At 54.6% G+C, this 12,865-nt stretch carries 11 protein-coding genes; 4 read left to right on the top strand and 7 right to left on the bottom strand.

Annotation, left to right across the window (positions count from 1 at the left end; translation table 11 throughout):
- The first annotated feature begins 4 nt into the window (after positions 1–4).
- On the top strand, positions 5–1,096 hold the full coding sequence (locus NQ230_RS11125) for an alkylhydroperoxidase domain protein (protein ID WP_121423815.1): 1,092 nt from the start codon (positions 5–7) through the stop codon (positions 1,094–1,096).
- Positions 1,097–1,102: 6 nt separating this feature from the next.
- On the opposite strand, the gene araJ is transcribed toward NQ230_RS11125, so the two are convergent.
- The 3 genes from araJ to NQ230_RS11110 all read right to left on the bottom strand — a co-directional run bounded on the left by araJ (position 1,103) and on the right by NQ230_RS11110 (position 3,342).
- Entirely contained in the window at positions 1,103–2,278 is a 1,176-nt protein-coding gene (gene araJ, locus NQ230_RS11120) for an MFS transporter AraJ (protein WP_257261219.1), read from the bottom strand.
- Between the two features lie 189 nt (positions 2,279–2,467).
- The gene (locus tag NQ230_RS11115; RefSeq protein WP_257261217.1) at positions 2,468–2,974 is read right to left on the bottom strand and encodes a YqhG/Tai3 family protein; all 507 of its coding nucleotides are present in this window, start codon (positions 2,972–2,974) and stop codon (positions 2,468–2,470) included.
- Positions 2,974–3,342 carry a hypothetical protein gene (locus tag NQ230_RS11110; protein WP_032656922.1) on the bottom strand — a complete coding sequence of 123 codons (369 nt, stop codon included), beginning with the start codon at positions 3,340–3,342 and terminating at the stop codon, positions 2,974–2,976. The genes NQ230_RS11115 and NQ230_RS11110 overlap by 1 nt, the downstream gene beginning before the upstream one ends.
- Before the next feature lie 176 nt (positions 3,343–3,518).
- On the opposite strand from NQ230_RS11110, the gene ppk2 reads away from it, so the two are divergent.
- Positions 3,519–4,337, top strand: a complete 819-nt coding sequence (ppk2, locus tag NQ230_RS11105; protein WP_257261216.1) for a polyphosphate kinase 2 — start codon at positions 3,519–3,521, stop codon at positions 4,335–4,337.
- A gap of 60 nt (positions 4,338–4,397) precedes the next feature.
- Here ppk2 and fdnI read toward each other — a convergent pair whose 3' ends face one another.
- Genes fdnI through fdnG form a run of 3 tightly spaced genes read right to left on the bottom strand, consistent with a single transcriptional unit; the run spans position 4,398 to position 8,990 of the window.
- Positions 4,398–5,054 carry a formate dehydrogenase-N subunit gamma gene (fdnI, locus tag NQ230_RS11100; RefSeq protein ID WP_257261214.1) on the bottom strand — a complete coding sequence of 219 codons (657 nt, stop codon included), beginning with the start codon at positions 5,052–5,054 and terminating at the stop codon, positions 4,398–4,400.
- Complete coding sequence (gene fdxH, locus NQ230_RS11095) at positions 5,047–5,931, bottom strand: formate dehydrogenase subunit beta (protein ID WP_257261212.1); 885 nt, start codon at positions 5,929–5,931, stop codon at positions 5,047–5,049. Before fdxH ends, fdnI begins: the two co-directional genes overlap by 8 nt.
- 11 nt (positions 5,932–5,942) lie before the next feature.
- Complete coding sequence (fdnG, locus tag NQ230_RS11090) at positions 5,943–8,990, bottom strand: formate dehydrogenase-N subunit alpha (protein ID WP_257261211.1); 3,048 nt, start codon at positions 8,988–8,990, stop codon at positions 5,943–5,945.
- 221 nt (positions 8,991–9,211) lie between these two features.
- On the opposite strand from fdnG, the gene yddG reads away from it, so the two are divergent.
- Both yddG and NQ230_RS11080 read left to right on the top strand, forming a co-directional pair.
- Positions 9,212–10,090, top strand: coding sequence for an aromatic amino acid DMT transporter YddG (gene yddG, locus NQ230_RS11085; protein WP_121423820.1), 879 nt, complete (start codon positions 9,212–9,214; stop codon positions 10,088–10,090).
- A 630-nt stretch (positions 10,091–10,720) separates the two neighbouring features.
- Positions 10,721–11,830, top strand: coding sequence for a porin OmpC (locus NQ230_RS11080; protein ID WP_033145646.1), 1,110 nt, complete (start codon positions 10,721–10,723; stop codon positions 11,828–11,830).
- A 55-nt stretch (positions 11,831–11,885) separates the two neighbouring features.
- Here the strand turns inward: NQ230_RS11080 and NQ230_RS11075 are convergent, their stop codons facing one another.
- The gene (locus tag NQ230_RS11075; RefSeq protein ID WP_257261208.1) at positions 11,886–12,830 is read right to left on the bottom strand and encodes a LysR substrate-binding domain-containing protein; all 945 of its coding nucleotides are present in this window, start codon (positions 12,828–12,830) and stop codon (positions 11,886–11,888) included.
- Between the last annotated feature and the right edge of the window lie 35 nt (positions 12,831–12,865).

Raw genomic sequence — 12,865 nt, 5'->3', positions numbered from 1 at the left:
ACCTATGTCATTAAGTCAGGACATTCTCGCCGAGCTGGCGGAAATCAAACCCGGTTCCCCTCTGGCAGAGGCGCGCGCCACGCGTGATGCCGCCACGCGCCACGCGCAGGGCAGCTACGAAATCCTGTTTAGCCAGCAGGATGATGATTTTGCACTCGACGAGCGCTTCGCCGTGGCGGCCAAAGTCGCCAGGTGGCACAGCGCGGAGGCGCTGGCCGCGCACTATGCGGGGTTTGGCCTGGCCGACCCCACCTCAGAACGCCTGACCCCGGCGCTGAATTTTGCGCGGCTGCTGACATTCTCCCCCGTCGAAGCGACGCCCGCAGCGTTAAGGGCGCTGACCCAGGCGGGATGGAGCAAGGAAGGCATTGTTACCCTGGCACAGCTCGTCGCGTTTGTGAGCTTCCAGAGTCGACTCATCACCGGACTGCGGCTGCTGAACGACAAACCCGTCGCCAAAAGCGATGCGCCGGTGGCGGCAGGCATCTGGCACACGACCGCAACAACGGTCACCGGGAAGGCGGCACCCGTCGCGTTTACCCAGCAGGAGCTGGGATGGGAACCGTGGATAGCGGCCAAACCGCTGGCGGACTTCCGTGACGATGAGGTTGCCATTCTGGCGAAATTTGGCCATACCGATTCCGACTACTTCCGCCTGCTGGGGCGCAACCTGCCGGTGCTCGAACAGCGCACGTTGACGGATAAAGGAATTTTTTATACATCGGGGGGATTGCCGCGCGCCGAGCGCGAGCTGGCCGCAACGGTAGCCAGTAAAATCAACGGCTGCATTTACTGCGCATCTGTCCATGCGCGTAAAGCCAGCCAGCTGTCAAAGGATGACGCGGCGGTAGAAGCCCTGCTGGCGGTGCGTCCGGGGCAATCTCTCAGCGAGGGGCAATCCGCACGCTGGCAGGCGGAAATCGATTTTGCGGCGGCGCTGTCGGTCACGCCCCCCGCCGCCACGCCGCTGCACCTTGCCGCGCTGGAAAAAGAGGGGCTGGATACCCTGGCGCAGCTTGATCTGGTGCAGTCCGCCGCGTTCTTCGCCTGGGCCAACCGCCTGATGCTGACCCTGGGTGAGCCCTGGCTTGCCTGAAATCTGTCAGGCTAGCGCGCGAGCGTTAGCCTGAGCTCGTCTGGCCCGCAGGTGGCCGTAGATCAGCAGTGCGCTCATGGCCGAGAAAGAAAGTATTGCCGCCGGCAGCGTGACGTAACGCCAGCTAAAGCCGAAGGTAATCATCATCCCGCCAAAATACGCGCCAATCGCACTGCCGAGATTAAACGCCATCTGTCCCCCTGCCGCTCCCAGCATCTCACCGCCCTTCGCATTTTGCAGAAGCAGAATTTGAAGCGGCGCAGAGAGCGCAAACAGCCCGGCACAGCAGATAAAGCCCATGACCAGCGAGGCCGTTTTCATTTCACCAAAGGCGAAAAGCAGCAGCAGCGAGGCGACAATCACCATGTCGGTGGTGGCCGCAATGCGCAGCGGGCTAAAACGCCCCGAGAGCTTACCGCTCAGCAGATTGCCCAACACCATACCAAGCCCCATCAGCATCATGATGGCCGTCATCATCCCTTCTGAATAACCGGAGACGTTGACCATAAACGGCTTAACGAAGCTGAACCACGCGAACACCCCGGCGTTGCCAAACATGGTGGCGGCAAAAATCAGCCAGGGTTCTGTTTTTTTCAGAAAGTGGAACTGCTCGGTCAATTTGATTTCTGACGTGTCGCGGATATCCGGCACCCAGAGCAGAACCGAAAGGATCACCAGCGCGTCGAACACGGCAATCAGGAAAAAGGTATAACGCCAGCTGAACTGGTGCCCGAGCCAGGTCCCCAGCGGAACGCCCACCAGGTTCGCCACGGTCATACCGGCGATCATACCCGCCACCGCGACCGTCACCTTACCCGGTGGCGCAATTTTAGACAGGATAATCGCCCCAACGCCAAAAATGGCCCCGTGCGGAAAACCTGAAATCAGCCGTCCCAACGCCAGCCAGAAGTACGACGTTGAGAACGTAAACAGACCGTTGCCGACAGCGGACATCGCCACCAGAAACAGCAGCGTGGTTTTTAATGAGAACTTGCCTGAGAACAGCGCCATAATCGGGGCGCCAATCACCACACCGAAAGCATAAAACGAGATCATATTCCCGGCGGAGGGAATCGAAATACCGGTGTCATGTGCCAGTTCAGTGAGCACGCCCATAATGCCAAATTCAGCCATCCCGAGGCCAAATGTGCCAAGTGCCAACGAAAAAATTGTCTTTTTCATACTTCAACCACTGGTTAATCACTCGCGACGGGCATTATTGAATAATCTTGTATGGTGAGCCAGTTCAAATCCGGTGACTGACAGGTTAATCCATTAATTCAGAAGTTTTCTCCAACTACTGCACAGCGGGAAGGGAAAACAAGCAGCCCCGGCAGGTGTCAGGGCTTGAAAGGTTTTAAGGTCTAGCTTTTACAGTGCGCTTTCTGCCGCTGCTTTAGCGCGTGTAATAGCGCCAGCATTGAAAATTGGGTGCTCGTGATTGTTCGTTATGTCACGAACGCGGTAGATTTTCCATGCATCATCTTCACGACGAAGAAAGACTTCAAGGTGTATGGTTCTCCCGTTACCCGCCCCTTCAGTGACCTGGACTACTTCACCGTTTAAAAAAGGCCTCGCGTTTTCCACTCGTAACGCGGGTATCCATTCGCGAGAGTAATCCTGGGTATACGTAAAATAGTCAGACTCTATTAACTCTTGTTCAGAGATTTCCTGAATGGCATTAATGCGAGCAAGAGTATCTGCAGAAACATATTTACGCAGTTCGTCGGCAGGATAAGGCCTGGCTTCATCGCTGCCGTATGCGGAAAGATAGGATTTATAAAATGATTCGGTGGCATCTTGCGCGCTATGATCTCGATTGGCAGCAGAACTACATCCCACCAGCAACATAACGAATGATAAAAATATCCTTTTCATCAATGCATCCTGTAAATTTTAAAGGACGGTTGCATTTTGCGGTACCCAGGCCCCGGATACATGCTTTTTTGAACAAAGTCAGAAATCCACTGCGTACCGTCATACATAGTCATGTGACCTATGCCATTTCCACCGGGATACGGCTGTATCACAGCCACATCGCCAGAAATTAATGTTGAACCGGGCGGCAGCTCACTGAATCCAGCGCGTAATAATTCCGCCCCATAATCTTTTGCATAATCTGTGTTCGGCACCTTAACACCTCCAGCCAGAATGGCCAGGCGGGTAAACTTAGCACATTCACTATGGGAGTGCCCCAGAGCGTGTGAACGGAGATACGAAACCGCAGCTTCTTTATTCCAACTCATTCTTAGTTCCTTTAAGTAAATAAGAATGAAATTATCTTACTAATCACACATAGAATGCGGGATTAAAAGTGCTGTGAAATTAATTACCTAAAAACACTACGCATAATATCAGGTGGATTACACTTCATAGTGCGGCCTCGCTTTTTTCCGCGCCGGACAACCTGAGGATGACCATCATGGGAAGCAAAAAGAAAACCAGTGTCGCTGTTGATGTCGTAAAGAATGCTCCGTTAAAGACCAAAGAGTATGAACAAGAGCTACGTCGCCTGCACGTTGAACTGGTTAAGCTCCAGCAGTGGGTCGTCGCCAGGGGACTAAAGGTGTGCATCGTCTTTGAAGGACGCGACGGTGCCGGTAAAGGCGGTACCATTAAAGCGATCACCGAGCGCGTCAGCCCCCGCGTGTTTCGCGTTGTTGCGCTGCCTGCCCCAACTGATAAAGAAAAAAGCCAGCTCTACTTCCAGCGCTATGTGCCGCACCTGCCGTCGGCAGGCGAGATCGTGATATTCGATCGCAGCTGGTATAACCGCGCGGGTGTCGAACGGGTGATGGGATTCTGCACTGAGGAACAGGTGGAAAAATTTTTGGACGGCACGCCAGTGATGGAAAAAGCGATGGTGGATGCCGGTATAATCCTGCTTAAGTACTGGCTGGAGGTGACGCCGAAAGAGCAGGAGCGCCGCCTGCGCGACCGTATTAACGATGGTCGTAAAATCTGGAAGCTATCGCCGATGGATATTAAATCCTTTAACCTGTGGGACGAGTATACCCTCGCCCGCGACGCGATGTTTGAAGCCACCGATACCGCATGGGCGCCGTGGTTTGTGGCGCGTTCAGAAGATAAAAAACGCGTGCGCCTGAATATTATTTCGCACCTGCTAACCCAAATTCCATATAAAGAAATACACGTTGAAAAGGTGGATTTACCAAAACGCAAAATTGGTAAAGTTAAACCCACAAAATACCCGTTCCGGTATGTGGAGGAGCGGTTCTGAAATAGCAGGAGTAGGCCCGCGCAAGCGCAGCGCCGCCGGGCAAAGCCGACGGCGCAGGGCTCACTTCAACCCTTCCGTACTTTCCTGTTTCGCTTCCAGACGTTCCACATCGCGATACCAGCGCGGGTGGTGTTTCTGCGCCCAGCGGCGGCTCACCTTCCCTTCGATCATCCCTTTAATCGATCCTTTTACCCAGAACGCCATATACATATGGATGAGGATGGCGTGGATCAGAATGATGGCCGACGTGGCGTGGATCAACAGCGCGTAGCGAATTACCTGAATCGGGAAATACTGCGCAAAATACGGACGCCAGATAATCACCCCGGTCACCAGCAGCACAAAAATCATGCTCATGATGGTCCAGAACATCATCTTCTGTCCGGCATTGTATTTCCCCACCTTCGCGACCTTATGCTCGTTGCCTTTCAGGACTTCGACGATCCCTTTCACCCACGGGATATCCTGCTTGTCCGGGATGTTATGGTGGACAAAGCGCACGAACATAAACATCAGCACCACGAAAATCAGCACGCCGAAGAACGGGTGCAGAATGCGCCCCATCTGCGGGGTACCGAAGGTCTCGGTCAGCCACTGCAGCGTCGGGAAGAAGAACGAAATCCCCGACACCGCTACCAGGAAGAAGCAGATCACCACCGTCCAGTGACAGGCGCGGTCAACAAACTTCGTGCGCACTATCATTTTCGACTTACTCATGATGCTCCTCCTCGTCGTCATCCACCTCTTTGTTTGGCCCGATCCCGATGTAGTGATAAATCAGCCCCGCAAAGGTGGCGATAAAGCCCGCCGCCGAGAGCGGTTTAAGCGCCCCTTTCCACAGGTTGATCGACGTATCGATCGCCGGCTCCTTCGGCAGGTTGTGGTACAGTTCTGGCTGGTCGTTGTGGTGCAGCACATACATCACGTGCGTACCGCCCACGCCCTGCGGGTTGTAAATGCCCGCATTCTGGTAGCCGCGCGCTTTCAGCTTGTCCACACGCGCCTGCGCCACGTCGAGCATCTCTTTCTTGGTGCCGAAGTGGATAGCCCCGGTCGGACAGGTTTTCACACAGGCAGGCTCCTGCCCAACGCTGACGCGGTCCACGCACAGGGTGCATTTGTATACCCGGTTATCCTCTTTATTGAGGCGCGGGATTTTAAACGGACAGCCCGCGATGCAGTAGCCGCAGCCGATGCAGTTGTCCTGCTGGAAATCGACGATCCCGTTGGCGTACTGAATAATCGCGCCGGCAGACGGGCACGCCTTCAGGCAGCCCGGATCTTCACAGTGCATGCAGCCGTCTTTGCGGATGAGCCACTCCAGCCTGCCGTTCTGCTCGGTTTCGCTAAAGCGCATTACCGTCCAGGATTTGGCGCTCAGATCCGCCGGATTGTCGTAGACCCCGACGCAATGCCCCACCTCGTCGCGGATATCGTTCCACTCCGAGCACGCCACCTGGCAGGCCTTGCAGCCCACGCAGGAGGAGACGTCGATAAGCTTGGCGACCTCTGCCTTGTAGTCCCGCGCGCGGGGCGCGGGCGTTATTGGGTTAGTCGCGGAGCGTTTGATAACGTCTTGTGTTTCCATCGCCATTGAATCGCTCCTTACGCTTTCTCGATGTTGACCAGAAACGCCTTGTACTCCGGCGTTTGCGAGTTGGAATCGCCGACGTTTGGCGTCAGGGTATTGGCGATGTAGCCTTTCTGCGCCACACCCTCAAAGCCCCAGTGCAGCGGGATACCGACGGTTTCCACCTGCTGCCCGTGCACGTTCAGACTTTGCAAACGACGGGTCACCACCGCCACCGCGCGAATAAAGCCGCGCTTGCTGCTCACCTTCACGCGGTCGCCGTTGGCAATCCCTTTCGCCTTCGCCAGCGTCTCGCTGATCTCCACAAACTGTTCCGGCTGCGCGATAGCGTTAAGCCGCGCGTGCTTGGTCCAGGTATGGAAATGTTCGGTCAGGCGGTAGGTCGTCCCTACGTACGGGAACTTGTCCTTTTTGCCTAAGCGCAGGACATCGTCTTCGTAGATGCGCACCACCGGGCTGGAGATCACGTTTGGATGCAGCGGGTTGGTGCCCAGCGGCGTTTCCATCGGCTCGTAGTGTTCCGGGAACGGCCCTTCAGCCAGCTTGTTGAGGGCAAACAGGCGTCCCAGCCCTTCCGGCTGCATGATAAACGGCCCGGTGTTGCTGCCGGGCGCGGCGGTGTTGTAGTCCGGGATATCGTTCCCCGTCCACTTCGCCCCGTTCCACTGGATCAGCATGCGTTTCGGATCCCACGGCTTGCCGTTCACGTCTGCAGACGCGCGGTTGTACAGCACGCGACGGTTTAGCGGCCACGCCCATGCCCAGCCCAGCGTATTGCCCAGCCCGGACGGATCGGCGTTATCGCGGTTCGCCATCTGGTTACCCTGCTCCGTCCAACTGCCGGTGTAGATCCAGCAGGACGACGCCGTCGTGCCGTCGTCGCGCAGCAGCGCGAAGCTATTCAGCAGCTGGCCTTTCTTCGCCACCAGGTTGCCGTTAGCGTCATAGAGATCCGCCAGCGCCACGCCGTTGTTCTCTTTGGCGACTTCCTCTGACTCAGGACGATCGGGCTGCTTGTAGTTCCAGCCCATTTTCAGGAGCGGCTCAGCGACTTTGCCGCCTTCGGTGCGGTACATTTCGCGCAGGCGATGGTAAATCCCGGCAAGGATCTCACCGTCGTTACGCGCTTCGCCGGGGGCGTCCTGGCCTTTCCAGTGCCACTGCAGCCAGCGGCCGGAGTTGGCAATAGATCCGTCTTCTTCTGCAAAGCAGGTGGACGGCAGGCGGAACACCTCGGTCTGAATCGACGCCGGATCGACATCGTTTGATTCGCCGTGGTTCTGCCAGAAGGTGGAGGTTTCGGTCACCAGCGGATCGATAACCACCATGTACTTCAGCTTGCTCAGGCTGCGAACGACTTTGTTTTTGTCCGGGAAGGAGGCAACCGGGTTAAAGCCCTGGCAGATATACCCCGTGACGTTGCCCTTATCCATCATATTGAAATATTTGATAACGTCGTAAGCCTGGTCCCACTTCGGCAACCACTCAAAGCCCCAGTCGTTCTCTTTCTGCGCCGCGTCGCCGTAGAAGGATTTCATCAGGCTGACGTAGAACTTCGGATAGTTGCTCCAGTAGTTCACCTGGTCCGGCAGCGTCGCTTTTGGCGTATTGGCCTCAAGATACGTTTGCAGATCGGCCTGCTTTTCAGACGGCAGCGTCAGGTAGCCCGGCAGGCTGGTCGACAGCAGGCCAAGGTCGGTGAGCCCCTGAATATTGGAGTGACCGCGCAGCGCGTTCACGCCGCCCCCCGCCATACCCATGTTGCCAAGCAGCAGTTGGATCATCGCCATGGTGCGGATGTTCTGCGCGCCGACGGTATGCTGCGTCCAGCCCAGCGCGTACAGGAACGTCGTAGTTCTGTCTGCGGCACTGGTTGAGGCCAGCACTTCACAGACCTTCAGGAAGTCCGCTTTCGGCGTGCCGCAGATGTTCTCCACCACGTCCGGCGTATAGCGGGAAACGTGCTGCTTCAGCAGGTTCCACACGCAGCGCGGGTGCGTCAGCGTTTCATCACGCATCGCATAGCCGTTTTCATCGAACTGATAGTTCCAGGATGTTTTATCGTACTGGCGTTTTTCAGCGTCATAGCCGCTAAAAAGCCCGTCATCAAAGGCAAAATCATCCCGCACCAGCAGGTTCGCGTTGGTATAGTGCTTAACGTAGTCCGCGTTAATTTTGTTGTTTTCGATCAGGTACAGCAGTACCCCAGACAGGAACGTAATGTCCGTGCCGGAGCGGATTGGCGCATAGATATCGGCCACCGATGCCGTGCGCGTAAAGCGCGGATCGACGACGATGAGCGTCGCATCGTTGTTATTTTTCGCCTCCATCGCCCAGCGGAACCCCACCGGATGGGCTTCTGCGGCGTTACCGCCCATCACCACCACGACGTTAGCGTTTTTGATATCAACCCAGTGGTTGGTCATCGCACCGCGACCAAATGTTGGAGCAAGACTTGCTACCGTTGGTCCGTGTCAAACGCGCGCCTGGTTGTCTACCGCCAGCATGCCGAGAGAGCGCACAAATTTTTGCGTCAGCATGCCGGTTTCATTACTCGCCGCAGACGCGCAAAGCATCCCGGTGGAAAGCCAGCGGTTAACCGTTACGCCCTGCGCGTTCTTTTCAATAAAGTTGGCGTCGCGGTCGGCTTTCATTAATTTGGCAATACGGGAGAAGGCCTCATCCCAGGAGATACGCTGCCATTTATCTGAACCCGGCGCGCGGTATTCCGGGTAGCGCAGGCGATTTTCGCTGTGTACATAGTCCAGCAGCCCGGCCCCTTTCGGGCAAAGCGCCCCGCGGCTCACCGGATGATCCGGGTCCCCTTCAATATGGTAAATCGCTTCTCTGGCGTTCTTCGCGCCATCGCCCAGGCTATACATCAAAAGCCCACAACCTACGGAGCAGTATGTGCAGGTGTTACGGATCTCTTTCGCGCGCAGCAGCTTATAGTTGCGTGCCTGAGCCAGCGCCATTTTGGGAGTAAATCCCAGCATGGCTGCCGTTGTTCCGGCCATACCGCCCGCGCAGATTTTGAAAAATTGTCTGCGGCTGACGTCCATTGTTGTCCTCGTTTTCGAATAAGACTTCGCGCCGCAAACTAGCAGTTACTCCCCTGATTTTTTTGCGTCAAATCAAGGTCATCTGTCTTCCCCCCCTTAATAGTCACCCCCGGTATATTTAAATACCCCTTTTTGATTAACGGTTTAAGAGAATAATGGGCGACAGCGTCAGGATGAATGCGATACATTTTTCCTCTGATTTTTATTGCAATGGCGAAGTAATGGACAGAAAAAAAGCAACGCTAATTGGGCTGGCGGCAATACTGTTATGGAGCACCATGGTCGGTCTTATTCGCAGCGTGAGTGAGGGATTAGGCCCGGTAGGCGGTGCGGCGATGATCTACACGCTGAGCGGATTACTGTGTCTGGTGACGGTAGGATTTCCTGATATCAGGCGGTTTTCACCCCGCTATCTTATTGCCGGCAGCGTTTTATTTGTCAGCTACGAAATATGCCTGGCGCTATCGTTGGGCTATGCCGCAACGCGTTCGCAGGCTATTGAAGTGGGCATGGTCAATTATCTTTGGCCAAGCCTGACCATTGTGTTTGCCATCTTGTTCAACGGACAGAAATCAACCCTGTGGGTGATCCCCGGCTTAGCCGTCTCATTGCTGGGCGTCTGCTGGGTATTGGGCGGTGAACAGGGTTTACATCTTGATGAAATAACCCGCAATATCGTTTCGAGCCCGCTGAGCTACGCGCTGGCGTTTGCCGGGGCATTTATCTGGGCCGCCTACTGCACGGTCACCAGCAAATTTGCGAAAGGACAAAACGGCATCACCCTGTTTGTTTTGCTGACCGCGCTGAGCCTGTGGGTGAAATATGCCCTGAGCGATCAGCCCGAGATGGTGTTCACGCTTCCGGTGGTGGTGAAACTCGTCATGTGCGGTATCGCGCTTGGGTTTGGATACGCCGCATGGAATATTGGCATCCTTCACGGTAACGTCACGGTACTGGCTGCCGTATCGTATTTTACCCCTGTCCTCTCAGCCGCGCTTGCCGCCGCAGTGCTGAGTTCCCCCCTCTCTTTCTCGTTCTGGCAAGGCGCGCTGATGGTCTGCGCCGGGTCGTTGCTCTGTTGGTACGCAACAAGACAATAATATTTTCTCCAACGGCCGGGGGAATTTCAGCCCGGCAACATAATTAACATAAATTTAAAATGTGATCGCACCTCAGAATATTTATCATAATAATAGGGCATCCGTTTAAATTCGGTTTATATTTGATGCCTTCTGTAAACGACCAACAGGATAATTGACACAAACTGACAACGGAATGAAATTAGTCAACTATAAATATTAACACCATGGATAGCGCTAAGTGAAATAATTCACTTCTGACCCATTCATGGAAACGTTCGCAATATACGTCACAACATTACCCTAACCCACTGTTATTAAGCCAAAACACTAATACCCACCCCCTCAATGCATCGAGAATACCGAAATCTAACTCAATAGACTAAAACTCGTAGAAATTATAGCAATGGCAATAGTCCCGCAGATAACATAATTGTCAATCGTATAAAATTCGGTCGCTTTGTTTGAATAATCGACTTTTCACACGATCGAGATCACACTAATTGAAATTATCTCTAATAATTTGAAACTTATTATTGAAATAAGACTACGAGATTTTTAAAAATAGCATGCCATTGACGAGCAGCCTCGTTTAGAAATCGTTCACAGTGGTTCAGGAAATACCGAAAAAAATTATAAGGAACATTTAAGATGAAACTTAAATTAGTTGCAGTGGCAGTCACTTCCATGCTGGCAGCAGGCGTTGTTAACGCTGCCGAAATTTACAACAAAGACGGTAACAAGCTGGATCTGTACGGTAAAGTAACAGGTCTGCACTATTTCTCTGATGACGCTGGCGCAGATGGCGATAAAACCTACATGCGTATCGGCTTCAAGGGCGAAACCCAGGTTAACGATCAGCTGTCCGGCTACGGCCAGTGGGAATACCAGATTCAGGGTAACAAAGACGAAGGTGACAACCAGTCCTGGACCCGTGTGGCGTTTGCCGGTCTGAAGTTTGCTGAAGCAGGCTCCTTTGATTACGGTCGTAACTACGGCGTGATTTACGACGTGACCTCATGGACAGACGTTCTGCCAGAATTCGGCGGCGACACCTACGGTGCCGACAACTTCCTGCAGTCTCGTGCAAACGGCGTTGCGACCTACCGTAACCAGGACTTCTTTGGTCTGGTTGACGGCCTGAACTTTGCTCTGCAGTACCAGGGCAAAAACGGCAGCGTAAGCGGTGAAAACACCAGCGGTCGCAGCCTGCTGAACCAGAACGGTGACGGCTACGGCGCGTCCCTGACCTACGACCTGGGCGAAGGCTTCAGCGTAGGTGGCGCAATGTCCTCTTCACGACGTACCGCTGACCAGAATGCTGCTGGCGTATACGGTGAAGGCGACCGCGCTGAAGTGTACAGCGGTGGTGTGAAATACGACGCAAACAACATTTACCTTGCTGCGCAGTACTCTCAGACCTATAACGCAACCCGTTTCGGTACCTCTAACGGTAACCGCAGCGACATCTACGGTTTTGCAAACAAGGCGCAAAACTTCGAAGTTGTGGCTCAGTATCAGTTCGACTTTGGCCTGCGCCCATCCATCGCTTACCTGCAGTCTAAAGGTAAAGACATCGAGAACTTTGGCGACCAGGATCTGGTTAAATACATCGATGTTGGCACGACCTACTATTTTAACAAAAATATGTCCACCTACGTGGATTACAAAATCAACCTGCTCGACGACAACCAGTTCACTCGCCAGGCAGGCATCGGTACCGACAACATCGTTGCGCTGGGTCTGACCTACCAGTTCTAAACCTTGTCTGTTCAAAAGCCAGCTGAATAAGCTGGCTTTTTTTTATCTGTCTCTTTTACCCTGCTGACGACTCACCGCTCGCCGCCCGACGCAGCCAGTTTTGCAGCAGCTTACCGTCCTCGGTCATCTCTGAATCTGAACGAACGCAGAGGTGATAGTCGCGCCCGTCATCAATGGGTAAATCAAATATTTTCACCAGCTCGCCGCTCTCAAGATAAGGTGCGATCAGCGGCTCGCGCATTAACGCGCAGCCGAGCCCGGCCTGCACGCCCGCCAGCGTTAACAGCCCGTCTTCAAACAGAGGGCCGCTGCGCCGCAGAGATCGTTTGACCCCCTGCTGCAGAAACCACTGCGGCCACGTGGTGCGCTCCTCATCATGCAGCAGCGGCATTTGCAGCAGCTGCTCAGGCGTGTCGATATGGCCATGAATGCGCAAAAACGCGCGGCTGCACACCGGCACCATCTGTCCGGAAATCAGCTTTTCGCTCTGGTAGCCCGCCCACTGACCGTTACCAAAACGAATCGACATATCCGAGGCATCGCTCAGATAGTTACGATGGTTGGCATAAACAACGTTGATCTCGGTCTGCGGGTTGGCACGCATGAAATCAGGCAGACGCGGGATAAACCACCCCATGCCAAAAAGCGGGATCAGGCTGATGGTGACCTGACGCGTTTGCGCCTGCTCAGACAGATGCTCCGTAGCCTGGCGCAGGACGTTAAACGCCGCACGGATCGAGCGGTAATATTCACGTCCGTGCTGGCTCAGCACCAGCCTGCGCCCCTGACGTTCCGTCAGCGGCATTTGCAGATACCCTTCTAGCACCTTGAGCTGATGACTGACCGCCGACGGTGAGATATCCAGCTCCTGCGCGGCCAGCGTGACGCTGCCCAGCCGGGCGATGGCCTCAAAGGCACGGACAGCCCGAAGCGGCGGATCGTTTGCCAGGCGACTGTCTGCATACGCGGACAAACCCACCGATTGTTCTGTTTTATTCATATGTTGATTTCTTTAGGCTTTTTAGCCAGGAACGT

Source organism: Enterobacter asburiae (assembly GCF_024599655.1).
Taxonomy (GTDB): domain Bacteria; phylum Pseudomonadota; class Gammaproteobacteria; order Enterobacterales; family Enterobacteriaceae; genus Enterobacter; species Enterobacter asburiae_D.
The sequence above is the reverse complement of the archived record's forward strand: the minus strand, read 5'-3'. Positions and strand labels throughout refer to the sequence as shown.